Here is a 25,541-nt window from a genome sequence, read left to right on the forward strand (position 1 = left end):
TAAGGACAAAGCTACGCGAAAGGGTGAAGGTATGGGACTTACTGAAAAGGAAGCAGCCGAAAGGCTAAAGACCGAAGGTGAAAACGTATTCGGAGACAGCAGGAAAGCAGTTCCTGCGAAGATATTTCTGGGGCAGTTCAAGGACGTAATGGTGATGATACTGCTTGCGGCAACGGTGGTATCCGTACTGCTTGGGGAGATATCCGACGCGGTCACCATAATACTCATAGTGCTGCTCAACGCGATACTGGGCTTCGTTCAGGAGTACCGCACGGAGCATACACTTGAAGCCCTGCGCTCCATGACTTCTCCAACGGCTAAATGCTGGCGTGATGGTAAGCTTACGGAAATTGATGCGGCAAAGCTTGTAACGGGAGATATCATCGAGCTTGAAGCAGGCGACCGCATACCTGCGGACGGAGTTGTACTGAAAGCAGCAGGCTTTTTCACCGATGAGTCCATACTCACGGGAGAATCCACGGCAGTCGGCAAGACCGCAGGCGATACCGCCGACAGGGACAACTCACTGAACAAGCCGAATATAGTCTACTGCGGAGCTTCAGCTGTGAAGGGTACCTGCCGTGCAGAGGTAATAGCAACGGGAAAGAATACCCAGATGGGCAGGATATCGGAGATGCTGACAGATATCGACAGCGAAGCGACTCCCCTGCAAAAGCGGCTTGCAGAGCTTGGAAAAGTGGTGGCAATAATATGCCTTGTGGTATGCGCAGCGGTTTTCGGAGCAGGAGTGCTCAGGGGCGAAAATGTATTCGATATGCTCATGACGGGCATAACCATAGCTATAGCTGCAATTCCTGAGGGACTGCCCGCAACGGTGACTATTGCCCTTGCGCTGGCGGTGAGCCGTATGCTCAAACAGAAAGCCCTTGTGAATAAGCTCCACAGCGTAGAGACTCTCGGCTGCACATCGGTGATATGCTCAGACAAGACAGGTACTATCACCGAGAACAAAATGACGGTTACTGAGCTTTCCACAGTATCGGAGACTTATAGTTTCAGCGGTATGGGCTACAGAGTCAGCGGAGCAGTTACCAAAGGTGATAATATCGCCGTAAATCCAATGACCGAAAAGGCTCTCACGGAAGCTCTGCGGTGCGGAGTTGTATGCTCTACGGCTGAGATAAGTACGCAGGAGACTCCCAAAAGCCGCAACAGAGGCACGCTTGCAGGCAAGGGAGAATGGAAGGTAACAGGCGACCCTACAGAAGCCGCACTGCTTATTGCTGCTGCAAAGGCAGGCATCACAAGGGAGTCGCTGTCGGGCAGCTGCCGTGTTATTGAGGAATACCCCTTTGACAGCGAGACGCGCTTCATGGCTGTGCATTGTCAATGGGGAAGTGAAAAGCGTATCTACTTCAAGGGTGCGGAGGAAGTTATGCTGCCGAGATGTACGCAGTATATGGACGAAAATGGCAAAGCATCCTATATGACGGCGGCAGTCCGCAGAGAGCTTGAGGAAAAGGCTGCGGAAATGTCAGACAAAGCACTGAGAGTCCTTGCACTGGCGGTATTTACTTCCGACAGCTTCGACCCTGACCGCGGAAACCTTGTATTCTTGGGCTTTGCAGGCATGACAGACCCTCCACGTGAGGAAGCAAAAATAGCCATACGCAAATGTGCTTCTGCCTCCGTAAAGACTGTCATGATAACGGGAGACCATAAAAATACCGCCGTGGCAGTTGCAAAAAAAGCAGGACTGCTCAAAGGCGGAAAGGCAATAACAGGTGCGGAGCTTGATAAGCTCACAGATGAGGAGCTCGACCGTGATATCGGAAAATATACGGTATTTGCCCGTGTTGAGCCTGTACATAAGCTGCGTATTGTAAAGAGCTTCAAGCGGCGGGGCGAAATAGTAACTATGACAGGTGACGGCGTGAATGACGCTCCTGCGGTAAAGGAAGCCGATGTTGGTGTAGCTATGGGCGTTACGGGAACTGACGTGACCAAGCAGGCGGCAGATGTGATACTCATGGACGACAACCTTGCAACTCTCGTGAATGCAGTGGAGCAGGGACGGTGCGTTTATTCCAATATACGGAAGTTCGTGCGGTATCTTTTGTCCTGCAATATAGGAGAAGTTCTGACTATGTTCCTCGGTATAGTCATGGGAATGCCTGTGGTGCTTCTGCCTGTGCAGATACTCCTTGTGAATCTTGTCACTGACGGACTCCCTGCTGTGGCACTGGGTATGGAGCCGCCCGAGAGCGATATAATGAGCCGTCCGCCGAGACGTTCGGGAGAGGGCTTCTTTGCAGGAGGGCTTATGTGGAAGATAGTAATACGAGGTATATTTATCGGACTTTCCACTCTTGCAAGCTTCACAACGGTAATGCGTCTGGGGGGCTCTCTTGAAGCCTGCCGAACCGCCGCGCTTATCACACTGGTAGCATCGCAGCTCATACACGTATTTGAATGCCGAAGCGAGAGACGTTCGGTATTCCGCATGAATCCTTTCGGCAATATTAAGCTTGTGGGAGCAGTTCTTCTGTCGGTGGCAGTTCTTGCAGCAGCAGTTATGATACCGCAGCTACAGGTGGTGTTCAGCACGGTAACTCCCGATATGGTGCAGCTCCTTACAGCATTGGGCTTCAGCCTTGCAGTACCCGTGCTGGCGAATTTAATGCATAATTCATAATTATTGTGTCCGCCTGTGCGGACGGATTATGAATGACATATTGTAGGGGCGAGTGACCCTCGCCCGTTGATTTTGATGATACTCCCCGTGTCGAGAAGCGACAGCCCTTTTGAAGATATACGAACGAGCAAGGGTGCGCAGGCTCTGCGCTGTAGGGGCGCGTGACACGCGCCCGTCAATTACGTGCCAATTTAAAATGTCGCACTGTAGGGACGACCATTTAAGCAGTGCTACAAATCTTTGATTTGGTCAGCAATGCTATATGCAGAGCTGGCAGCGCCTACAGGATAATGGCTAAATGCTAACGGCTAAAGGCTTATATTTCCAAGCCGAAGCTTATAGAAAGGGCAGTATCCACCTTATTCATTGAATTGAGGTCAAGCTCGCCCATTTTGTCTTTAAGACGACGTTTGTCGATAGTCCGTATCTGTTCCAGCAGGACGATACTATCCTTTGCGAGTCCGCATTTATCCGCCTGCACTTCAATATGTGTGGGAAGGTGACTCTTGTCGCGCTGACTGGTTATGGCAGCGGCTATGACCGTGGGACTGTGTTTATTTCCCACATCGTTCTGGACTATAAGTACAGGCCTTATGCCGCCCTGCTCAGAACCTACAACAGGACTCAGGTCGGCGTAGTATATTTCTCCTCGTTTGACTGACATAAAAATTACTCCCGATATATAATGAATGTTGATCGCTGTCTGTATTATTGCCTTAACGGCTGAGTTTATGCAGCTTCAATTCATTATATGCCGTTGGAGAAACTTATGCTTATGAAGTTTTTGCGTGAGAGCTGTTCTTTTTTCTGAAAAATCCGAACAATGCCTTTTCGGTAAGGTCTGCCAGCAGGTGTCTGTAGACTGCCGCTGCAATGAGAACTGCCGCTGCGTAGCAGAGCCAAACCGCCTTGGTGGAGTAGCTCAGTCCCAGCCCTGCATATTCGTCAATGGTCTTTATTACGCACTGCACAGGGAAATGCACAAGGTATATTACTATGGAAAGGCTTCCCAGATATGTAAGGGGATGTATACCCAGCACAGTCCGCAGCCATGGTATGAACAGCACTGCTATTATCAGCGCGGGAGCTATGCCAAGCATGAATGCCATGCGGAAGTCGCCCATGAATTCAGGCTTGAAACGGAGCACAAGGTAGCTGAGGACAACTGCTGCGAGGCATACATATCCGAGCCGCTGTGACCTGAAACGCTCCCTGTTATCATAGACCGTGAAGAGTATGGCTCCAATGAAAAAGCAGGCTATGCCCCGTCCCACAAGCTCGTTCCATACAGGGTAGTTCACACCTGAGAGAGTAATGGTAGTTCCTGCAAGGACTGCCGCGAAAAATGCGTAGCAGGCGTGACGCCGGTTCTTTACGCGATAGAGTATGAAGTAGAACAGCAGATAGCAAAGCATGCATATGCTTATGCACCATGAGGGAGCGTCGAATGACCAGTCCTTGCCGAAGAAGCCGTCCTGCATGAGCAGAAGATTGTATATCAGATGCTGAATGTCGAAATTGCCGTATACAAAGGTGGTGCCGCATTTGTGATAGTAAGCCAGCTCCGTTATTATAGTGACAAGAGTAAAGAATATAAATGGCGGATATATCTTTCTCAGACGTTTTACTATGAAGTCGCGGAAGCTTATGCGGTGTTCCAGCACTCTTTCGGAATATCCAAGCATCATTCCGAAACCCGACAGCATGAAGAACAGCTCCACCATGAAGGAGCCGTATTTGTATGACATGGGAAAGGCTGAAAAGAAAGGGGAGCCGTCCTGGGGCTTGAAGTGCTGATAGTGCCAGAAAAATGCGATTATACAGGCGCCTATGCCCTTCATTCCGTCAATGGCGCCAAGGTGGATTTTCTTTGGAGCGTTGTTTTTTTTAGTCATTTGTTTTCCTCTTTTTCAGTTGTTGGTACAGGAATATCTGGAGAAGCGTCACGGCAGTTCCTGCCACATAGCACCATAAGTCCTCGGTGGCATAGCTTGTGCCTATGATTATTCGCAGGAGCTTGTTCTCGACACCGAGTATGTCCGCGATATGCGCCTTTTGCAGGAATTCCACCGCAAACGAGAATATGAGTATACCAACTGCGATGCCGTAGGAGCTGAACTTCTTCGGTACAAACGAGCGGAACAGGCAGTACAGCACCCATACTATGATGACATCGCCTATGTATGCGCGTATGAAGTAATTGAAGTAGAATACGCCTATGCACACTTCCACAGCTACAAGCAGTACAAAGCCTATTATATAGGGCAGACGGGCTTTCATTCTATCTCACCTGCAAGGTCGGGGAATACACCGAGACTGCGTTTGAGTATGCCGTTCATAAGTGCGAGGGCTATGCCATAGTTGGTGAACGGTACGTTCTGATCTTCTGCTGATTTGCGGCGATAGGTCATTTCGCGCTCACCGAGCATACAGCCGCCGCAGTGTATAACGAGACTGTATTTTGACAAGTCCTCGGGGAACTCGCGTCCCGAGCTCAGCTCTATATTCAGAGTCTTTTCCGTAGCCTTTTTCAGCAGGGCAGGCAGCTTCACACTGCCGATGTCTCCGCACTGGCGATGATGAGTACAGCCCTCGGATATGAGGACAGTATCGCCGTCTTTCAGCTCTTTTATGGCAGCTGCCCCTTTTACGGAGGTCTCAAGGAAGCCCTTGTATCTTGCCATGAGTATCGAAAACGAGGTCAGCGGAATGTCCTCTGGAACTATTTTGCTGACTACAGCAAATGCCTGACTGTCGGTGATGACCATTTTCGGGGGAGTGCTCAGCTTTTCGAGGGTTTCCGCAAGCTGGAATTCCTTTGTGAATACCGCCATTGCGTCTGCGTCAAGTACATCGCGTAGAGTCTGCACCTGCGGCAGTATCATTCGTCCCTTTGGTGCAGCCGCGTCGATAGGTGTAACGAGTACAACCATATCTTCGGGACTGAGCAGGTCTCCGACTATATGCTTTTCCTCTGAGGGCAGCTTTGCAAGAGCAGCAATGCGCTCCTTCAGTTCATAGATGTTTTCGCATTTAAGTGCACTGACTTCTATCTCGTTGTCATGACAGACCCGCTTCTCTGAGATATCGGACTTGTTGTACACAGTGAGAAAGGGGATATCCTTTTCCTCAAAAATGTCGATGAGCTGTCGCTCTGTGTCGGTTAGACCTACAGTGCCGTCAACTATGAGCACAGCAAGGTCTGTGCGGTTGAGTATCTGTTTTGTTTTGCGTACTCTCAGCTCCCCGAGAGTGCCCTCGTCGTCAAATCCGGGAGTGTCTATTATCACCACAGGACCGAGAGGGAGAAGCTCCATAGCCTTTGTGACGGGGTCTGTAGTAGTGCCCTTTACGTCGGAGACTACGGACAGCTCCTGACCTGTAACAGCGTTTACCACGCTGGATTTTCCTGCGTTTCTCCGACCGAAGAAGCCTATGTGGACTCTCTCCGAGGAGGGTGTATCGTTTAAACTCATATTTATCATTCCTCTGTATGGGCGCTTGAACAGAGCCCGTTAATATGTAATTATTGTCGTTTTCGATGAAGCTGCCCGTGTCGAGAAGCAACTGCTCTTTTGATGATATGGGGACGAGCAAGAGTGCGCAGGCTCTGCGCTGTAGGGGCGTCCGTGATAATTGGTGTTATTTTGCGGGCGAACGCTGTTCGCCCCTACATTTTATTTTTCATCAAAAACGCCTATGACTTTCATACATTCATCGCAGTACCAGCCTTCGCCGCGGAGCTTGAGATCTATAGTTTCTTTTCTGAGCTTTTTGCCGTTTTCATCTTCGGGACACCAGAGCAGAGATGTAAACAGCTGAGTTATGCTTCCGCTGTCTTTGGCTTCGATAGTTCCTTTGCGACATTCTTTTCCACATTCAGGGCATTTCATAGTTTGTTCTCCATTCATTAGTGAAATAATAAAAGCCGCGGAGCGAAGTGCCCCACGGCTTTAGTATATCATATTTTTTTCGCTTCTGCAAGCCCGAGCCTTTAGTCCTTAGCCGTTAGTTTAGCGTGGACGGCGTTCAACTGTCCGAATTTTGTGATATTGCCGATAAATGACATAATGCAGGTCTTGGATCTATTATTCACTTCTTTTTGCTGTCAGACCTGCTGCGAGGCAGAATACGCAAACTATACCCAGAACTATCTGTGCCATCAGGAAGCTTTGGGTAATGAGTGAGATAATAAGTATTAAAAAGCTGATGACAGCTCCGATCAGACTGATAAAATGTACTTTTGATGTTTTTTTCATAGTGTTTTTCATAGTGCTTTTCTCCTTTACTTGTTAAATTTGAGTTTTGTATTGTAAACTAACGGTTAAAGTTTTTATAGCTTTCAGCTCACATTTCCGTACTCTGAAATAAAAAGAGCCGTAAAGTAAAAACTGTACGGCTCCATTATAACATATTCCTAACAAAAAATCAACATTTGTGAGAAAATTTTTGTGCATCTTCTAAAATGAGGGGGCGGCAGCGTGACGCTGCACCCTTTCTCCGCGATATAGTTAACTCTAATGGCAGATAATATCCGCGAGGAACAATTAACGAAATGCGGATATCATCGCGTGAACACAGGCTCTGCGCTTATATACGAGCAACGCCTGTATCTCTTGCAGCCTGAGCAACAGCCTTTGCAACAGCCTGAGCAACAGTCTTGTCCAGTGCACTTGGGATAATGTAATCTGCGCTGAGCTTATCGTCTGTAACGAATGAAGCGATAGCCTTAGCAGCAGCTATCTTCATAGCGTCGTTGATATCGCTTGCGCGAACATCGAGTGCACCGCGGAAGATACCCGGGAATGCGAGAACATTGTTTATCTGGTTCGGGAAGTCGCTTCTGCCCGTACCAACAACAGCTGCGCCTGCTTCCTTAGCGAGGTCGGGCATGATCTCGGGAGTCGGGTTAGCCATCGGGAAGAGGATAGGCTTGTCAGCCATAGACTTTACCATTTCGGGAGTTACGCAGCCGGGAGCTGAAACGCCGATGAATACGTCTGCGCCCTTGATAACTTCTTCAAGGCTGCCCTTTCTCATCTGCTGGTTTGTGATCTCAGCCATTTCGTCCTTCATAGGATTCATGCCCTCAGGTCTGCCCTTGTAGATAGCACCGTTTCTGTCGCAGAGAACAACGTCCTTGAGTCCCATAGAGATGAGGAGCTTGATGATAGCGATACCTGCTGCGCCTGCACCGCTTGTAACTACTCTGATCTCGTCAAGCTTCTTGCCTACTACCTTGAGAGCGTTGAGCATAGCAGCGAGAGTAACAACAGCTGTACCGTGCTGGTCATCGTGGAATATCGGGATATCACAGCACTCCTTGAGCTTCTTCTCTATCTCGAAGCAGCGGGGAGCAGAGATGTCCTCGAGGTTTACGCCGCCGAATGAGCCTGCAAGGAGACGAACTGTATTAACGATATCGTCAACTTCTTTTGAACGAACGCAGAGCGGAACTGCGTCAACGTCGCCGAAAGCCTTGAAGAGTGCGCACTTGCCCTCCATAACAGGCATACCTGCCTCAGGGCCGATGTCACCGAGACCGAGAACAGCTGTACCGTCTGTAACTACGGCAACGAGGTTTGAACGGCGTGTAAGCTCATAGCTTTTGTCAACGTCCTTCTGTATCTCGAGGCATGGCTGAGCAACGCCGGGAGTATAAGCGAGGGAGAGGTCATCTCTTGTTACGAGGGGAGCACGGCAGATGACTTCGATCTTGCCCTGCCACTCATAGTGCTTTTTAAGTGATTCTTCTGCATAATTCATGGTTTATATGTCCTTTCAGTTATTATTTCAAAAAAGCGGAGAACAAAGAGTTCTCCGCGAAAATGCTTATTTGCGGTTTCTCAGAACTGGATCTGGTCAAGAACGCTTCTCAGAGCCTTTGCACTTGTCTGGAGCTTTTCTATCTCCTTATCGCTGAGTTTTGGTGAGACTTCTCTTTCGATACCGTTGCTTCCGATAACACAAGGGAGACTGAGGCATACGTCGTTGATGCCGTATCTGTCGTTTATCATAGTGGAAACCGTTAATATGTTCTTTGAGTCACGGAGAACAGTGTCACAGATCTTGTTAACGCTCATTGCGATAGCATAGAATGTAGCACCCTTTCTCTTGATGACCTCTGCGCCTGCCTTGCGGACTTCGTCGATGATCTCGTCCTCGTCAAGGTCTGCGTGATCCTGGTCTGCGCAGTACTCGTCAACAGGAACGCCTGCGATGTTCATGATAGACCATGGGATAAATGAGGAATCGCCGTGCTCGCCGAATACGTAAGCGTGAATGCTGTTAGGGCTGAGACCTACGTGGTCAGCGATGATGGAACGAAGTCTTGAAGTGTCGAGAGCTGTACCCGAACCGATTACCTGATTGGGCTTGAGGTCTGTACACTTCAGAATAGTATATGTAAGGATATCAACAGGATTGCTGACAACTACATAGATAGCATCGGGAGCGTATTTAGCCACCTGAGGCATTACTTCCTTGATGATGTTTACGTTGGTCTGAGCAAGGTCGAGACGAGTCTGACCGGGCTTTCTTGCAAGACCAAGTGTAACAACAACGATGTCAGAGTCCTTAGCGTCCTCGTATCCGCCGTCGAATACTTCAACGTTCTCACCGAATGAAACACCCTGACGGATATCCATAGCCTCGCCCTTTGCCTTAGCCTTATTGATATCAACAAGAACGATATCGGAGCAGGTTCCTGCTACTGCGAATGTATAAGCAACAGATGCGCCGACATTGCCTGCGCCAAGTATAGTTATCTTTGTACCGTTTTTTTCAGCCATTATGTTAACCTCCATAAATCTCGGTAGGCTCTGCCGTTTCTTTACCACTTTGCAGAGCGATATGTACTTATCATTATAAACATAAAGGTAAAAAATATCAAGCAAAAAAGAGGCTTTCATGCAAAAATCGTAAATTCATACAAAAGGCGATAACATTTAACAAAGCTTTTTTCACTCTGCGGATAATAGGCGAAGATTAGCCCGACCAATTGAAAACAATGGTTTGCAAATGAATAATATGCGGATATTAACGAATATTTTTGAAAATAATGAATATTTATGCAAATATACTTGACATTATTTTACTATGTAGTATAATAGATTTATATCGCAATCCACGCATAACTTATGCGTTTACATTCAGGAGGTAATTACAATGGCTAACAAAAAGGATATCAAAAAGGTAGTTCTTGCATATTCGGGCGGACTTGATACATCTATCATCATTCCGTGGCTCAAGGAAAACTACAATAACTGTGAAGTTATCGCAGTTTCAGGTGACGTAGGACAGGGCACAGAGCTTGACGGACTTGAGGAAAAGGCTATCAAGACAGGTGCTTCCAAGCTCATCATCGCCGACCTCAAGGAAGAGTTCATTCAGGACTACGTTTATCCTACAGTACAGGCTGGTGCGATCTACGAGAACAGATATATGCTCGGTACATCATTTGCACGTCCTATCATTGCTAAGCGCATCGCTGAGATCGCTCTTGCAGAGGGTGCTGATGCTATCTGCCACGGCTGTACAGGAAAGGGCAACGATCAGGTAAGATTCGAGCTCGCTATCAAGGCATTTGCTCCTGAAATGGCTATAATCGCTCCTTGGAGAGAATGGGACATCAAGAGCCGTGACGAAGAGATCGACTACGCTGAAGCTCACAATATCCCGCTCAAGATAAACAGAGAGACAAACTACTCAAAGGACAAGAACATCTGGCACCTTTCACACGAAGGTCTCGATCTTGAGGATCCTGCAAACGAGCCGCAGTATGAGAAGAAGGGCTTCCTTGAAATGGGCGTATCTCCTATCGACGCTCCCGACAAGCCAACATACATCACTATCCACTTCGATAAGGGCGTTCCTACACAGCTCGACGGCAAGACACTCAACGGTGTTGAGATGGTATCTGCTCTTAACAAGCTCGGCGGCGAGAACGGTATCGGTCTTGCAGATCTCGTTGAGAACCGTCTTGTTGGCATGAAGTCAAGAGGCGTATATGAGACTCCCGGCGGTGCTATCCTTTACCACGCTCACGAAGTTCTTGAAACTATCACACTTGACAAGGAAACTGCACGTATCAAGCAGTACCTCGGCATCAAGTTCGCTGATATCGTATACAACGGTCAGTGGTACACACCTCTCCGCGAAGCTCTCACAGCTTTCGTTGACAAGACACAGGAGAGAGTTACAGGCGATGTTAAGCTCAAGCTCTACAAGGGCAACATCATCAATGCAGGCGTTACTTCACCATACACACTCTATGATGAAGAAGTTGCTACATTCGATGAGGACGAGGTTTACAATCAGGCTGATGCAGCAGGCTTCATCAACCTCTTCGGTCTCCCGATAAAGGTCAGAGCACAGCTTGACAAGAAGCGCAATAACAAGTAATCATGGAAAGCTTTCTGTGGGTGTTTTACTGGCTTTTGATTTCGGTATTTTTTATCGGCATAACGGTGTATCTCGTTATGAATATCATCGCCCTTAAAAAAAGCACTCCCGACAGCTTTGAAGGACAGCCTGTTGAAGTCGATGCAGTGGTGGCGGAAAATACTCTTACTTATTTTTCGACCGTAAAGAGCGCTTCGCCGCAGGTCTCCGAGAAGATAAACTACGTCACACTGAAATATGTAGCTGACGGAGTTGCATTCACAAAGGAAGCAAAGCTGATAGACGTACATCAGCGGCTGAAAGCAGGCGATACCGTAAAGCTGTACTATGACAGCCTTGATTCGGGACGCGCTCTCCTTGCTGACGGCAGCGAGAAGCAGTCTGCGGTAAACGGTATAAAATGGGCTGTAGGCTATTATGTCATACTGTTTATAGTCGGCGCATTCATGTTCTTCGGAATAGCAAATGCGGTCAGCGAATAAGCAGAAAAACTTGAAAAATATGTATAAGTTTCAGGCAGGGGAGCCTTCTCCTGCCTGTTACGATTTCTTTATAAAGTTTAGAGTTTAGAGTTGAAAGTTAAGGAGCTGCCTTCGGCAGAATATTTGAATGATGTGAGCGCAGCGAACACATTAACTCTCAACTCTCAATTCTCAATTCTCAACTGAATTTTATTGCGAAGGGAGAATTACTATGGTAGAGATTAGGCTCATGACTATCAACGACTGGAAAGGCGTTGAGCAGGTCTGGAAAGACCATGAAGGCACAAACCCTGTTGACGACTGCGAGGAAGGCTTCACAAGATACCTGAAACGCAATCCCACCACCAGCTTTGTTGCTATGGACGGCGACAAGATGATCGGTACGATACTGGCAGGTCATGACGGACGAAGAGGCTTCTTTCACCATGTAGTAGTTGCTCCCGAATACAGGAACCGCGGTATCGGTGAGGACTTGGTGAACCACGCTATGGAGGCTCTCGAAAAGGAAGGCATACAGAAAACAGCTCTCGTTGTTTTTGAACATAACGATCTGGGTAACGGCTTCTGGGAGCACATAGGCTTCACCACAAGACCCGACCTTGTATATCGCAACAAGTACGTAAAATAATATGGATAAATTCATGAAGATAGCCATTGAAGAGGCTCGGACTGGCATTATCGCAGGTCATGGCGGACCTTTCGGCTGCGTCATCGTCAGAGACGGCAAGGTGGTCGGCAGAGGTCATAACGAAGTAATAAAGCAGAACGATCCTACCTGCCACGGAGAAGTAACGGCTATACGTGATGCCTGCAAGAACCTCGGTACATACGACCTTTCAGGCTGTGAGCTTTACACTACCGCAGAGCCCTGCCCAATGTGCCGCGGAGCTATAATGTGGTCGAATATCAGAAAGGTGTATTTCGGCTGTAATATAGCTGATACAGAAAGTATCGGCTTCAGGGACAAGGTTTTCTACGAGTCACCCGTGGATATATCCGAGGAGCTTGACCGTAAGGAGTGCCTTGAGGTATTCGAGGAATATCGTGCTATAAATGACAAAAAGAGCTACTGACAAACGATCTCACATAACATCACACCATTATAAGGAGAACTACTATGAAAAGCGGTAATTTAGGAATAGCAATAATTCTTGTTGCAATAGTTTTTTCACTTAAAAGCAGCGGTAACGACGGTATGATATTTCTGCTGACTCTGGTCGGTATCTGTGTAGCTGTTGCCGAAAATGCTTATGCAATTGTAAGAACTTGTAAAAAACAGGAGAAAAAATAATGGCGGATATGAGAAAGATCAGAAGTGTTCTTGCGGTTATAGCAGCTATGGCATTTATGGCAGGCTGCGGAGAGAAAAAGACTTCCGATGATAATAACACAACAGAAGCAGCAACTACTACAGCAGTTACTACCGAAGCTGCAACAGAGGATACTACCTCAGCTTTAAGTTATACAGATTATACCGAGCTTTCGAGAAAGCTCATTGATGATATCCTGAATGACGATTTCAAGCCTGCTATGGAGCTGTTCTCAGAAAACTGCAAGGCACAGCTCACCGAAGAGATGCTTCTGGAGGGCTGGAAGGGCCTAAAAGAAGAGGGCGGCAATTTCATTGCCGTAAAGGAGTCAAAGACACAAGTTCAGCAGGGCATGACCGTTGTAACTACAGTTATGGATTTCGATAAGAAAGATTTTGAGTTCATGCTTGCTTACAATGACAAGGGCGAGATCGAAGGCATAATGTTCACGTATGCGCAGGACGAGGAGATAACTCCTCAGGTGACTGCCACATTTGCAGAGACCTGCATAAAGGTAGGCGAAAAAGAGCTGGACGGTATGCTCACTATGCCTAAGAATGCCGAAAAGCCCCCTGTAGTGATACTCATACAGGGTTCGGGTCAGCACAATATGAACGAGGGCAGCGGCGAGCTTGCTACATTCAACGAGCTGGCACACGGACTTGCCGAAAGAGGCATTGCTACCATAAGGTACAACAAGAGATTTTTCCAGTATCCCGATCTTGCAGGCGACGGAAACTACACTGTAGAAGAAGAGATACTTGACGATGCGGCTGCTGCTGTAAAGCTTGCGAAGTCTTATATGGACGAGGGCAAGGTAAGCGGAATATTCGTAATGGGACACAGTCTCGGCGGCTGCGTTGCACCTTCTATCGCACAGGCAAACAGCGATGTACAGGGTATAATCTCGCTTGCTGGTACTCCGAGAGACCTTGCAGAGGTTGTCATAGATCAGCTGACCGCACAGAGGGACGCTGCGGAAGTGGGCGCACAAAAGGATTCTATACAGGAACTGCTCGATGATGCAGCTGTAATGAAGGAAGGCAATGACAAAGACGCAACTCTTCTTGGCTGGGGTTATAACTACTATAATTCCCTCAGGGAGCTGAATATAGGCGAGACTGCAAAGAGCCTCGATATCCCCATGCTGTTCCTGCAGGGCGATTCCGATGAACAGGTATATGCCGACAAGGACTTCCCGCTGTGGAAGGAGTACCTTGAAGGAAAGGACAACTGCACATACAAGCTTTACGAAGGTCTCGGACACTTCTTCAGTGATGAGGACGGACATCTTAACAAGCAGGTATTGGACGATACAGCTGAATTTGTAAAAAACAGCGTTAAGTGATATATTATGATTCGGATATGAAATTTGTATTACAGGAGAGATAATTATGGCAGATATGATGTGGGCAGGAAGATTTTCAAAGCAGGTCGACGAGGGAGTTAACGCTTTCAATTCTTCCATTTCGTTTGACGGACGTATGTATGAACAGGATATACGCGGAAGCATAGCTCATGCAACTATGCTTGGCGACTGCGGTATAATCCCGAAGGCAGACAGCAAGCTCATAGTAGGCGAGCTGTGCAAGATAAGCAATGATATAGCAGACGGCGTGGTGGAGCTTGATCCAAATGCCGAGGATATCCATATGTTCATCGAAGCCGAGCTTACAAAGCGTCTCGGCGACGTGGGAAAGAGACTTCACACAAGCCGTTCAAGAAACGATCAGGTAGCAGTTGACCTGAGACTTTATCTCCGCGATGAGATAGCTGATATATATTCGCTGGTAAAGGAGCTTGCCGTTACGCTTCTCAATATGGCAAGAGAGCATACCGAGACTATAATGCCGGGATATACTCACCTCCAGAGAGCACAGCCTATAACATTCGCACATCATCTTTTAGCCTATGTATGGATGCTTCTCCGTGATATGGAAAGATTGCAGGATACAAGCAAGAGAATGAACTATTGTCCTCTCGGAAGCGGCGCACTTGCAGGTACTACTTACAAGACAAACCGCAAGCAGACCTCTGATCTCCTCGGCTTTACAGCTCCTATGCCAAACAGCCTTGACGGTGTTTCCGACCGTGACTACTGCATCGAGCTCTGTTCTGCACTCTCCATACTTATGACACATCTTTCAAGATTTTCCGAGGAAATAATCCTCTGGTGCTCATGGGAATTCAAATTCGTCGAGCTTGATGACGCTTTTGCTACCGGCTCATCTATCATGCCTCAGAAGAAGAACCCTGATGTTACCGAGCTTATCCGCGGTAAGACAGGCAGAGTAAACGGCGACCTCGTAACTCTCCTCACTATGATGAAGGGCATACCCCTTGCTTACAACAAGGATATGCAGGAGGATAAGGAAGCTATATTCGATGCCGTTGACAACGTAAAGCTCTGCGTAAAGACCTTTACTCCTATGCTTGCAACTATGCGCGTACTCAAGGATAATATGAGAAACGCAGCTGCAAGAGGATTTATAAACGCTACGGACTGCGCTGACTACCTCGTTAAGAAGGGAATGCCTTTCCGTGATGCATACAAGATAACAGGTACTCTCGTTGCGCACTGCATCGAGGACGGACTTACACTTGAAACACTTCCTATAGAGGAATACAAGAAGATGACCGATCTCTTCGACAATGACGTATACGAGGCAATAAGCCTTGAGACCTGTGTCCGCGAGAGAAAGTCCGAGGGCGGTCCTTCGCCTGATGCTGTAAGAGAGCAGATAAAGCTTGCAGAAAAGGCTCTGGATCTCTGATATGAAGAAAAAGGATATAACCTTTATCATAGGACTGACTATCCTTATGGGTGTTATATGGATCATAGGCGAGCTTGTTATGGGACTGTGGATAGCAGTCCTGCCGAGAACCCATATAATCTGGTTCGCAGTCATAGTTGCCATAACACTTGCAATAAGCATATGGCATTCTTTCATGGAGGACAGGTCAGACTATGAGGACCCCAAACGCGCTAAGTATGAGCGCAAAGTAAACAAGCGCAGAAATAAGAACTAAGAGCTAAGATCTTAGATCTAAGAATATGTAGGGAACGCCGCCCTCGGCGTTCCGCAAATCACGCATAAACTATAAACGACCCACTGGAGGGGCTGCCAGCTCTGCATATAGCATTGCTGACCAAATCAAAGATTTGGAGCACTGCTTATTTGGCAGTCCGCAAATTGAGAATGTAGGGGACGGTGACTCCCTACAGTGTAGGGAGATGTCAGCAAAGCTGACAGAGGGGCGCGGCTCCTGTTGGGAGTCCTCGACGTCCCGTGCCTTACAATCCAATTATGCTGAAACCATGTGTAGGGACGACCATTGGTCGTCCGCAAGTAATGCAGGCTATGCGCCTGTAACGGAGGTATAAACAATGTCAGTAAAAATCTATATAGACGGTCAGGAAGGTACGACAGGTCTTAAAATACAGGAGCGTTTCAAGGACAGGAACGATCTTGAGATAATGAAGATCAGCGAGGAGCTGAGAAAAGACCCTGCCGAACGTGCCCGTCTTATCAACAGTGCGGACTATGTTTTCCTTTGTCTGCCTGATGCGGCTTCAATAGAGGCTGTATCCTTCATCGACAAGGATAACGACCATGTACGTATTATCGACGCTTCAACAGCGCACCGTACAAATCCCGACTGGGCTTACGGTTTCCCCGAGCTTTCACCTGCTCATAGAGAAAAGATACGTACCTCCAACAGAGTCGCAGTTCCCGGCTGTTACGCAAGCGGATTTGCTTCCATAGTTTATCCTCTTGTAAATAACGGGATAATACCTGCTGATTTCCCTGTTTTTGCATATGCAACTTCGGGCTACAGCGGAGCAGGCAAAAAGGCTATCGCAGTATACGAGGGCGAGGATAAGCCCTTTGAGTTCAATAGTCCCCGTCAGTACGCTCTTTCTCAGCAGCATAAGCACCTGCCCGAGATGAAAGCAGTATCGGGACTTACATACACTCCTATGTTTAATCCTATGGTATGTGACTATTTCAGCGGCATGGTAGTAAGCGTGCCTATACAGACAAGAATGCTGGATAAAAAGGTCACAGCGCAGCAGGTACATGAGATGTATGCAAAGCACTATGAGGGTGCAAAAATGGTAGAGGTAATGCCTCTTATGTCGGCTGACGAGCAGAAAGCATTTTTCCTTGCATCGAATACTCTCAGCGGACAGAACAAGTTACAGGTGTTTGTGTTTGGCAATGACGAACAGATACTCCTTTGCTCACGCCTTGATAATCTCGGAAAGGGAGCAAGCGGAGCTGCGGTACAGTGCCTTAACATAATGATGGACATTGAGGAGACGACAGGATTAATATGACAAACCATGAATCAAATCATTTCGGGGGGAATGAAATAATGAGCAAAACACTGAAAGAGATCTATGAGTATGACCTCATAGAGGACGACGGCATCGACTATACAGTTGATGAGTGGTTCAACACAATTATGGAAAAGACAAAGGATCAGCTGAGCGTAGCAGATGTAAGCCGTATGCTCAGACAGAAGATATGCTCACGCATAGCAATAAAGAGAGCTATAGAAATGCTGAGCGATGATCCGTTTACAGGGGAAATGTTTGAAGGACAGCTTATGTTCAATCTTTACAAGGGTAAAGAAAAATATCTGAAATTGTTCTATACTCAGATGGGACCCGTACTGGAAAAGGCAGGTCTTATGGCTAAGTGCCACAAGTTCGGCTCCAAAGAGGAAAAGGACGAGTATATGAACGTAATTTCAAAATTTGCACAGAAGATCAAGGAGGCAACCACATGAAGCTGGTAGAATTACAGGGAGTTACATTTGTAGAGGGCGGAGTATGCGCTGCAAAGGGCTTCAGGGCAAACGGTGTCCAGTGCGGTCTTGCCCACAAGCCGCTCGGTGAAATGGACGAAGCAAATGCTGCTGCAAACAATGCTATCCCCGCAGCCAAGAAGAAAAATGACCTTGCACTTATCGTTGCTGATAAGGAGTGTCAGGCAGCTGCCGTATATACGACAAATAAAGTCAAGGGGGCTCCTATCATTGTAACAAAGGAGCATATCAAGGACGGAAAGGCAAGAGCCGTTATCGTAAACTCGGTAAATGCCAATACCTGTAATCCCGACGGCGTAGAGAAGGCAACAAAGATGTGTCAGCTTGCAGCCGAGGCTCTCGGAATAGATGAAAATGATGTTATCGTAGCTTCTACAGGCGTTATCGGACAGGTGCTCCCTATCGAGCCTATCGCAAACGCTATGGACGAGCTTAAAGGCGGTCTTACATATGACGGCAACAAGCGCGCTCTCGAAGCTATAATGACTACCGATACACAGGAAAAGGAAATTGCCGTAACATTTGAAATGGGCGGAAAGAACTGCACTATGGGCGGTATGCTCAAGGGCAGCGGCATGATACACCCTAACATGGCAACTACCCTTACTTTCCTTACTACAGACGCTGACATCTCAGCAGAGATGATACAGCGCGCCCTCAGCGATATCGTAAAGGTAACTCTTAACAGAGCAAGCGTTGACGGCGATACTTCCACAAATGATATGGTATGCATAATGGCATCCGGCGAGGCAGGAAATACTCCTGTAACTACAGAGGACGAGAATTATGAAAAATTCAAGCATGCTCTCTACGCTATTATGATGAACCTTGCAAGAATGATGGCTCGTGACGGCGAAGGCGCTACAAAGCTTGTGGAGTGCGCTGTAAGAGGTGCAGAGAATGACGATATAGCCGAAAAGGTAGCAAAGTCCGTTATCGGTTCCAGCCTTATCAAGGCTATGATATTCGGTGAGGACGCAAACGCAGGAAGAATTTTCTGCGCTCTGGGCTATGCAGATGCAGATTTCGATATCAGAAAGGTTGATATTGAAATGGCTTCCGCAGGCGGAGTTATCCCTCTCGGACGCAAGGGCAACGTTATAGAGTTCTCGGAAGTTCTTGCAAAGAAGATACTTCAGGAAGAGGAGATAAAGATACTCATCTCCCTCGGTGAAGGTCAGGGCAAGGCTATCGCATGGGGCTGCGACCTTACTTACGATTACGTAAAGATAAACGGAGACTACAGAAGCTGATATACAGCGCTTTCCCTTTAGGAGCAAAATATGTCTGATATCGAATTTGAGAATTACCTTAAAGACGGCGAGCATATTCTCTGGAGCCAGATACCTGAAAAGAGAAAGTTACATTTGCACAGCGGCATAATTCCGATCGTTTTGGGAGCGGTGTTTTTGATCGCAGGTCTGTATGTACTGCTTAATGAGCATGATTATTATTCCCTTATCTTTATTATCGTTGGCTTGCTTTGTATATTTACGTTTATAGAGCGTTCCGCAGTATATCTGCTGACCGATAAAAGGATACTCATTATCAAAAATATGACGGTCAAGGAGATATCGTATTATCATATATCTTTTGTAACAGTGCATAAGAATAAAAACAGCGATATCGGAACTGTTAAAATCTGTTTTACTCATTTAAGTGACAGCCCTAATAGCCGAGGCGAATACAGAGTAAGCTGGATAAGTCTATATGATATTCCTGACTGCGAAAGAGTCGCAGATATCATAAAAACACAGAAGGATCTGCCTGATGCATATGATAAGGCAAGAGAAGCCGAGCGTATGCAGGGCTTCTGATAAACATAAGATCATATAGGGGGTGAGGAGATGTTCGGCAGAAGACGAGATGAGGACTATGACGCATACAACGAAAAGTATTCCTCAAAGTACGACGATGACTATATAGCACCGTCAGAGGAATACCGAAGCGAGTGCGAACACAGCCACGAGCAGACCTATGATGACATAACCGATGTCAGAGAGTGTGACCACAGCCACGAACAGACCTATGACGACATCACGGACGTTAAAGAATGTGACCACGACCATGAGCAGACCTACAATGATGTCGATCGTGAACAGCGTCTCTACGATAATTATGTCAGCCTTGAAAGTCGCTTTGAAAAGCTCCTCATGCCCAATGAGCATCTTCTGTGGGCAGGCGGAAAGGATAATCTCAATCAGAAGAACAGCAGTTCAAAAGCAGGAAGCGCAATGCTGATACTGTCAATTATCTTTATGTGTACCGTTGTACTGGCTGTTGTGGGAATTATAATGCTTGTGGTGAGCATAATGATGCTGTCAGGCTCTACAGCAGGACTTTACGGCATAACTGATAAACGACTCATAATGATAAACAACTCGGGACAGACCTTTATCCCGCTTGAAGATATAACGAGGGTAAGCTCTGTTGCAGGTGCCAACGGCAAGGGCTATATAACAATGTATCTGACAAAGCCAATGCGGGGCGGCAGCAGCAGGAGCAGTAACATCATTGGTATGTATAATATCAGCGATGCGAAAAGAGTTGAAAGGATACTTAACGACGCTATCCACGGTGCTCTGATGAATAAATAATTGCAGGCAGGTGTGAATATGCTTTGGAAGAAAAAAGACGAGGATTGGGGATATATCGGCAATAACGTCGGAGAGTCGGAGGAGGAAGCTCAGACTAAGCTGTTTACAGACCCCGACTATGTGAAAAGTATTTTTCAGCCTTTTCTTGAAGAAGATGAACAGATATTATGGTGTATGGGCGGAGGAAAAGGCAATAAGGAAAATCCTCTTGAAAGCAAAAAGGGAAAGAGTTTACTGAATAAATATGATATTCTTTCAAAAGCAATTCTGGCTATTGTGATTTTAGGTGTTTTGATCATGATTTTTGGTAAATCAAATGGAACAAGATTTTTGGGCTTTCTGATTTTTTTACCTGTTTTACTGATTACTTCGTATTTACCGATAATCATGATATTAATAGCGGTGGGCTTTATAATCTGGGCTTTAACATCAGGTAAAAAAGCTATGAACTTTGCTATAACGGACAGAAGAGTAGTTGTCTTTGGATATGGTCAATGGATAGAGGCGAAATTTGATGATATTGTTGAAACGAGCGTAACTCTGAAAAGAGGGAAAAAGGGAAGGATCGATATCAAAGTACAGGAAGCAAGCAAAGATATCTTCATGTGGGGCGTAGACGATCCTTATCGTGTCAAGTATTTGCTCGACAAGGCAATAGAAGAGTATTTTGCAAAACAATTTTAAGTTTAAATAAAAGGAAGTAAGGAAAAATGGAAAAGATCTCAAATAACGACAAGTCGCAGGTGCTTATAGATGCGCTGCCTTATATTCAGAAGTACAATAACAAGATACTTGTTATTAAGTACGGCGGAAACGCTATGACCAACAAGGACCTCAAAGACGCTGTAATGACAGATATCGTGCTCCTTTCACTGGTCGGCGTAAAGGTAGTGCTGGTACACGGCGGCGGTCCTGAGATAAGCGATATGCTGAAAAAGCTCAACATCGAGAGCCGTTTCGTAAACGGTCTGAGATACACCGATGACGCAACAGTTGACGTTGTAAAAATGGTGCTCTCGGGCAAGGTAAACAAGGAGCTTGTACAGCTTCTGGCACAGCACAAGGGCAGCGCAGTAGGTCTTTGCGGTATCGACGGCGAGATGCTCATGGCTGAAAAGAAAAAGACCGATGACGGTCAGGATTTAGGCTGGGTAGGCGAGATCACAAAGGTAAACACAAAACCTATCACAGACGCTCTGGCAAACGGAAATATCCCCGTAATCGCAACTGTTGCAACAGACGAGGAGGGTAATACATATAATATAAACGCAGATACAGCCGCAGCAAGAATAGCTGCCGAGCTCGGTGCGGAAAATCTTATACTTATGACAGATATTGCAGGACTTCTCCGCGATAAGGACGACCCCACAACTCTTATCCCCGAGGTAAATGTAAGCGAGGTTCCTTTTCTCAAGAGACAGGGCATTATCTCAGGCGGTATGATACCTAAGATAGACTGCTGCGTTGAAGCTGTCAGACGCGGCGTAAAAAAGACCGTTATCATCGACGGAAGAGTACCTCACTCTATCCTCATTGAGATACTTTCAAATGAAGGAATAGGCACTCAGTTCACATGATAAGGCTTCTTCTCGTAAAATAATTTACTTGTATACAAAAAGTTTACTTATATTACTTGTGGAAAGATTGATTTTGACTGCCTTTCAGCGTTATAATAGAAGTGTGTCGGAAAATTTATGAACTTTGTCCGAGGCAGTCTGCACCAAGGAGGATATTATGAATACCATAGATAAATTTAATTCCTACGTTATACAATCCTACGGACGTTATCCGCTTGTTATGGATAAGGGTAACGGCAGACGCTGCAAGGACGAAAACGGTATGGAATACATTGATTTCGGAAGCGGCATAGGTACGAATTCATTGGGCTATTGTGATGAAAAGTGGGCTGACGCGGTATGCGCACAGGTAAGGACTTTACAGCACAGCTCAAACTATTACTATACAAAGGTACAGGCTGATTTCGCAGAAAAGCTTTGCGGTATATCAGGCTATAATTCAGTATTCTTCTGCAACAGCGGCGCAGAGGCAAATGAGTGTGCCATAAAGGTGGCAAGGAAGTACAGCTTTGATAAATACGGCAAGGGCAGGCATACTATCATCACCCTTGTTAATTCCTTCCACGGCAGAACGATCGCAACACTTTCCGCTACAGGACAGGATGTTTTCCATAACTACTTCTTTCCGTTCGTTGAAGGCTTCGTAAATGTTACAGCAAATGATATAAGCGACCTCAAGGCAAAGCTTGAGGATAAAACTGTCTGCGCAGTAATGATGGAATATATACAGGGCGAGGGCGGCGTAATGGCTCTTGACAAGGAGTTCGTTGACGCTGTATACGAGCTTTGTGCTCCGAAGGATATCCTCGTTATCGCTGATGAAGTGCAGACAGGCGTAGGACGTACAGGCAAGTTCCTTGCAGGCGACCACTACGGCAAAAAAGCTGATATCACAACTCTTGCAAAGGGTATCGCAGGTGGCGTACCTATGGGTGCCTGCCTCGTCAACGAAAAGTGCAGCGGAGTCCTGACAGCAGGTACTCACGGCTCTACTTTCGGCGGTAATCCTATTGCCTGTGCAGGCGGTCTTGCGGTGCTTGACAGGTTAGAGAGCAGCGGTTTCCTTGATGAAGTTACAGCAAAAGGCAATTTCATAAGGGAAGAATTGAAGAAATGCAGCGAAGTTGCGGCACTCAGCGGAATCGGTCTCATGGTGGGCATCACACTGAAAAACAAGGACGCACATGACGTTGCGCAGAAGGCTTTGGAAAAGGGACTTCTTGTGCTCACAGCCAAGGAAAAGGTAAGACTTCTTCCACCGCTTACAATATCTTACGATGAGCTGAAGGACGGACTGAAAATTCTGATAGAGATACTGGAGGAATGATTATGGAGTTGCAGGTAGTTGGCAATGGTACTAAATATACCGTCGAAGACAAAAAAGGCAAGCTTCTCTATACTATAAAGAAGAAAAGCTTCAGCTCGCGCTATAACCTTATGGATACAAGCAATTACAACCTCTATACTCTCGTTCAGACAGGTGATTCAAAAAGGCCGACTTTTACCATAATCCTGAATGATAACGTTTTCATGACAATGGAGTGTACGTCTTTGTTCCTTGACCCGACTCTGAAAATAAAGCACAAGCAGATGCGTTTTGAAGTCGCAAGCAAGGACAGAAAGAATTTTGATATAATCCTTGACGGAAAAAACGTCGGAGGCATACAGACCCTTGTGGGAGTAACAGGAGAGCTTCAGTATCACATAAATATCGAAAATACCGCCTTTGATGATTATATACCCTTGTTTGCGGTGGCTATAGACAAGGCGTTTGGCGAAATGAACAAGTCTTGACAAAAGACAGGAAAGGATAGAATTATGAAACATTTACTTAAAATGCTCGATCTCAGCACAGAGGAGATCATAGAAATACTCAACCTTGCAGATCAGCTCAAGTATGAGCTCAAGCACGGTATCCCGCACCCACACCTCAAGGGCAAGACTCTTGGCATGATATTCCAGAAGGCTTCAACACGTACAAGAGTATCATTCGAGACAGGTATGTATCAGCTCGGCGGCTATCCGCTGTTCCTCTCATCAAATGATCTCCAGATCGGACGCGGAGAGCCTGTACAGGATACAGCAAGAGTTCTCTCGCGTTACCTTGACGGTATAATGATCCGTACATTTGAGCAGAAGGAAGTAGAGGACCTTGCACAGTACGGCTCTATTCCGATAATCAACGGTCTCACAGACTTCTGTCACCCTTGTCAGGTGCTTGCCGATCTTATGACTATCCGCGAGTTCAAGGGCAGCTTTGACGGACTTAAAATGTGCTTTATCGGTGATGGAAACAATATGGCAAACTCACTTATCGTGGGCTGCCTGAAGGTAGGTATGAGCGTATCTATCGCTTGCCCTGACGATTATCAGCCGCCAAAGGAGATACTTGACTTTGCAAAGACATACGGCGACAAGTTTGAGATGACAAATTCACCTATGCAGGCTGCAAAGGGATCAGATGTACTTATCACTGACGTATGGGCTTCTATGGGTCAGGAGGGCGAAGCTGAGAAGCGTAAGAAGGCTTTCGCAGGCTATCAGATAAACGATGAGCTCATGGCACAGGCAAATGCAGAGGCAATGGTTCTTCACTGTCTCCCTGCACACCGCGAGGAGGAGATCACAGAGAAGGTATTCGAGGCTCATGCAAACGAGATCTTTGAGGAAGCTGAGAACCGTCTCCACGCTCAGAAGGCAGTAATGGTAAAGCTCATGGCTCAGTAAGTCGTTAGCCATTAGCTTGTAGGGGACGGCGTCCTCGACATCCCATAAATAAATACATAATACGGGGCGGCAGCGTGACGCTGCACCCTTTCTCCGTGAGAGAGTTAACTCGAATGGCAGATAATATCCGCGGGAAACAATAAACGAAAGGCGTATATCATCGCGTGAACGCAGGCTCTGCGCTGTAGGAAGGAGCTTGGCAGTCCGCAAGAAAATACATAATATAGGGGCGGATATTATCCGCCCTTGTTTTTAGAAAATGATGTCTCAAAAAACGAGGTGAAGCATGAAATATATAATATGGGCAGGCATAGGAATCATCATCGCCATAGCAGGACTTATCTATCTGGGGAAGCTCCTGCTGCTGAAAAAGAATGGCATAGAGACCGAAGCCGAAGTCATATCTGTGCGCGAGAAGCGGCAGAACTGCTATATACATAAAATGCGCTACGGCAGCGGTGATAAAGTCTATGAATTTGAGGACAAGGCAGGATTTTCTGAGCCCTTCAAGGTCGGCTCGAAGCATACCATAATCTATGACCCGAAAAATCCGCAGAATTTCGACTTCGTCGAGCAGTTAAAAAAGAACCTGATAATAATAGGGGCACTGATCGTAATGGCTGTACTTTTTGTTGTCAGATGGTGCTGGCTGGGCAAGCTCGGTACGTGATTGTAAAATATGACTAAAATATGAAGAAAATGCTTCATATTCTTTTAGTTGACAATTGCGCCGAAACCTGCTATAATAAATAAGTCGCCGCGAGGGAAAGACGCTGAAAAGTAAGACTGCCGGAGCAGCATTGGAGGCGAAAAGACGGAGCGGGTGACAAAAAAGAAATCGCAAAAATTTCCGAAAAGGTATTGACAAAGGAAATGAGTTGTGATATAATATTAAAGCTGTCTTACAGAGGAAGTTAAGGAAAAGAAAAATTTCCAAAAGAAATTTTGAAAAA

Annotated in this window: 28 protein-coding genes; 20 read left to right on the forward strand and 8 right to left on the reverse strand. The window is 46.6% G+C overall.

Annotated features, from left to right (window positions below; translation table 11 throughout):
* The first annotated feature begins 31 nt into the window (after positions 1 to 31).
* Positions 32 to 2,656, forward strand: a complete 2,625-nt coding sequence (locus L870_RS0110075) for a cation-translocating P-type ATPase (protein WP_028518036.1) — start codon at positions 32 to 34, stop codon at positions 2,654 to 2,656.
* Between the two features lie 316 nt (positions 2,657 to 2,972).
* On the opposite strand, the gene L870_RS0110080 is transcribed toward L870_RS0110075, so the two are convergent.
* From L870_RS0110080 to L870_RS0110115, 8 genes are all read right to left on the reverse strand, one after another.
* Positions 2,973 to 3,320 carry a type II toxin-antitoxin system PemK/MazF family toxin gene (locus L870_RS0110080; RefSeq protein WP_028518037.1) on the reverse strand — a complete coding sequence of 116 codons (348 nt, stop codon included), beginning with the start codon at positions 3,318 to 3,320 and terminating at the stop codon, positions 2,973 to 2,975.
* 109 nt (positions 3,321 to 3,429) lie between these two features.
* Positions 3,430 to 4,551 (reverse strand): acyltransferase family protein, encoded by a 1,122-nt coding sequence (locus tag L870_RS0110085; RefSeq protein WP_028518038.1) that lies wholly within the window; start codon positions 4,549 to 4,551, stop codon positions 3,430 to 3,432.
* Positions 4,544 to 4,936 (reverse strand): ribosomal maturation YjgA family protein, encoded by a 393-nt coding sequence (locus L870_RS0110090; protein ID WP_028518039.1) that lies wholly within the window; start codon positions 4,934 to 4,936, stop codon positions 4,544 to 4,546. Before L870_RS0110090 ends, L870_RS0110085 begins: the two co-directional genes overlap by 8 nt.
* Positions 4,933 to 6,132 carry a [FeFe] hydrogenase H-cluster maturation GTPase HydF gene (hydF, locus tag L870_RS0110095; RefSeq protein ID WP_028518040.1) on the reverse strand — a complete coding sequence of 400 codons (1,200 nt, stop codon included), beginning with the start codon at positions 6,130 to 6,132 and terminating at the stop codon, positions 4,933 to 4,935. Before hydF ends, L870_RS0110090 begins: the two co-directional genes overlap by 4 nt.
* A 201-nt stretch (positions 6,133 to 6,333) precedes the next feature.
* A complete protein-coding gene (locus L870_RS0110100) occupies positions 6,334 to 6,549 on the reverse strand; it encodes a PF20097 family protein (RefSeq protein WP_028518041.1) in 216 nt (71 codons plus the stop codon).
* Positions 6,550 to 6,744: 195 nt separating this feature from the next.
* The gene (locus L870_RS0110105) at positions 6,745 to 6,927 is read right to left on the reverse strand and encodes a hypothetical protein (protein ID WP_028518042.1); all 183 of its coding nucleotides are present in this window, start codon (positions 6,925 to 6,927) and stop codon (positions 6,745 to 6,747) included.
* Positions 6,928 to 7,246: 319 nt separating this feature from the next.
* The gene (locus L870_RS0110110) at positions 7,247 to 8,422 is read right to left on the reverse strand and encodes an NAD(P)-dependent malic enzyme (protein WP_028518043.1); all 1,176 of its coding nucleotides are present in this window, start codon (positions 8,420 to 8,422) and stop codon (positions 7,247 to 7,249) included.
* Between the two features lie 80 nt (positions 8,423 to 8,502).
* Positions 8,503 to 9,447: an L-lactate dehydrogenase gene (locus L870_RS0110115; protein WP_037271737.1), complete on the reverse strand. Its 945-nt coding sequence runs from the start codon at positions 9,445 to 9,447 to the stop codon at positions 8,503 to 8,505.
* 376 nt (positions 9,448 to 9,823) lie between these two features.
* Here L870_RS0110115 and L870_RS0110120 point away from each other — a divergent pair, with 376 nt between their 5' ends.
* The 19 genes from L870_RS0110120 to L870_RS0110210 all read left to right on the forward strand — a co-directional run bounded on the left by L870_RS0110120 (position 9,824) and on the right by L870_RS0110210 (position 25,258).
* The gene (locus L870_RS0110120) at positions 9,824 to 11,059 is read left to right on the forward strand and encodes an argininosuccinate synthase (protein ID WP_028518045.1); all 1,236 of its coding nucleotides are present in this window, start codon (positions 9,824 to 9,826) and stop codon (positions 11,057 to 11,059) included.
* 77 nt (positions 11,060 to 11,136) lie between these two features.
* Positions 11,137 to 11,541: a DUF3592 domain-containing protein gene (locus L870_RS0110125; protein ID WP_028518046.1), complete on the forward strand. Its 405-nt coding sequence runs from the start codon at positions 11,137 to 11,139 to the stop codon at positions 11,539 to 11,541.
* Positions 11,542 to 11,752: 211 nt separating this feature from the next.
* Entirely contained in the window at positions 11,753 to 12,169 is a 417-nt protein-coding gene (locus L870_RS0110130; protein ID WP_028518047.1) for a GNAT family N-acetyltransferase, read from the forward strand.
* 1 nt (position 12,170) lies between these two features.
* Complete coding sequence (locus tag L870_RS0110135) at positions 12,171 to 12,614, forward strand: nucleoside deaminase (protein ID WP_028518048.1); 444 nt, start codon at positions 12,171 to 12,173, stop codon at positions 12,612 to 12,614.
* A gap of 44 nt (positions 12,615 to 12,658) precedes the next feature.
* Positions 12,659 to 12,832 (forward strand): hypothetical protein, encoded by a 174-nt coding sequence (locus L870_RS19315; RefSeq protein ID WP_155250181.1) that lies wholly within the window; start codon positions 12,659 to 12,661, stop codon positions 12,830 to 12,832.
* Complete coding sequence (locus L870_RS18555) at positions 12,832 to 14,199, forward strand: alpha/beta hydrolase (RefSeq protein WP_051411493.1); 1,368 nt, start codon at positions 12,832 to 12,834, stop codon at positions 14,197 to 14,199. The genes L870_RS19315 and L870_RS18555 overlap by 1 nt, the downstream gene beginning before the upstream one ends.
* A gap of 46 nt (positions 14,200 to 14,245) precedes the next feature.
* Positions 14,246 to 15,625, forward strand: a complete 1,380-nt coding sequence (gene argH, locus L870_RS0110150) for an argininosuccinate lyase (RefSeq protein ID WP_028518049.1) — start codon at positions 14,246 to 14,248, stop codon at positions 15,623 to 15,625.
* A gap of 1 nt (position 15,626) precedes the next feature.
* Positions 15,627 to 15,881 carry a hypothetical protein gene (locus L870_RS0110155; protein WP_037271743.1) on the forward strand — a complete coding sequence of 85 codons (255 nt, stop codon included), beginning with the start codon at positions 15,627 to 15,629 and terminating at the stop codon, positions 15,879 to 15,881.
* Positions 15,882 to 16,239: 358 nt separating this feature from the next.
* On the forward strand, positions 16,240 to 17,193 hold the full coding sequence (gene argC / locus L870_RS0110160) for an N-acetyl-gamma-glutamyl-phosphate reductase (RefSeq protein ID WP_028518051.1): 954 nt from the start codon (positions 16,240 to 16,242) through the stop codon (positions 17,191 to 17,193).
* Positions 17,194 to 17,231: 38 nt separating this feature from the next.
* Positions 17,232 to 17,648 carry a contact-dependent growth inhibition system immunity protein gene (locus L870_RS0110165; RefSeq protein WP_028518052.1) on the forward strand — a complete coding sequence of 139 codons (417 nt, stop codon included), beginning with the start codon at positions 17,232 to 17,234 and terminating at the stop codon, positions 17,646 to 17,648.
* Positions 17,645 to 18,940 carry a bifunctional glutamate N-acetyltransferase/amino-acid acetyltransferase ArgJ gene (argJ, locus tag L870_RS0110170; protein ID WP_028518053.1) on the forward strand — a complete coding sequence of 432 codons (1,296 nt, stop codon included), beginning with the start codon at positions 17,645 to 17,647 and terminating at the stop codon, positions 18,938 to 18,940. The genes L870_RS0110165 and argJ overlap by 4 nt, the downstream gene beginning before the upstream one ends.
* A 30-nt stretch (positions 18,941 to 18,970) precedes the next feature.
* On the forward strand, positions 18,971 to 19,504 hold the full coding sequence (locus L870_RS0110175) for a hypothetical protein (protein WP_028518054.1): 534 nt from the start codon (positions 18,971 to 18,973) through the stop codon (positions 19,502 to 19,504).
* A 30-nt stretch (positions 19,505 to 19,534) separates the two neighbouring features.
* Complete coding sequence (locus L870_RS0110180) at positions 19,535 to 20,284, forward strand: hypothetical protein (RefSeq protein WP_028518055.1); 750 nt, start codon at positions 19,535 to 19,537, stop codon at positions 20,282 to 20,284.
* 18 nt (positions 20,285 to 20,302) lie between these two features.
* The gene (locus L870_RS0110185; RefSeq protein WP_028518056.1) at positions 20,303 to 20,968 is read left to right on the forward strand and encodes a hypothetical protein; all 666 of its coding nucleotides are present in this window, start codon (positions 20,303 to 20,305) and stop codon (positions 20,966 to 20,968) included.
* A 26-nt stretch (positions 20,969 to 20,994) separates the two neighbouring features.
* Positions 20,995 to 21,861, forward strand: coding sequence for an acetylglutamate kinase (gene argB / locus L870_RS0110190; RefSeq protein ID WP_028518057.1), 867 nt, complete (start codon positions 20,995 to 20,997; stop codon positions 21,859 to 21,861).
* A 157-nt stretch (positions 21,862 to 22,018) separates the two neighbouring features.
* Complete coding sequence (locus L870_RS0110195) at positions 22,019 to 23,188, forward strand: aspartate aminotransferase family protein (RefSeq protein WP_028518058.1); 1,170 nt, start codon at positions 22,019 to 22,021, stop codon at positions 23,186 to 23,188.
* 2 nt (positions 23,189 to 23,190) lie between these two features.
* A complete protein-coding gene (locus L870_RS0110200) occupies positions 23,191 to 23,655 on the forward strand; it encodes an LURP-one-related family protein (protein ID WP_028518059.1) in 465 nt (154 codons plus the stop codon).
* 24 nt (positions 23,656 to 23,679) lie between these two features.
* Complete coding sequence (gene argF / locus L870_RS0110205; protein ID WP_028518060.1) at positions 23,680 to 24,588, forward strand: ornithine carbamoyltransferase; 909 nt, start codon at positions 23,680 to 23,682, stop codon at positions 24,586 to 24,588.
* Between the two features lie 286 nt (positions 24,589 to 24,874).
* Complete coding sequence (locus L870_RS0110210) at positions 24,875 to 25,258, forward strand: DUF3592 domain-containing protein (protein WP_028518061.1); 384 nt, start codon at positions 24,875 to 24,877, stop codon at positions 25,256 to 25,258.
* Positions 25,259 to 25,541: the final 283 nt, after the last annotated feature.

This window comes from Ruminococcus flavefaciens ATCC 19208, assembly GCF_000518765.1.
GTDB lineage: Bacteria > Bacillota > Clostridia > Oscillospirales > Ruminococcaceae > Ruminococcus > Ruminococcus flavefaciens.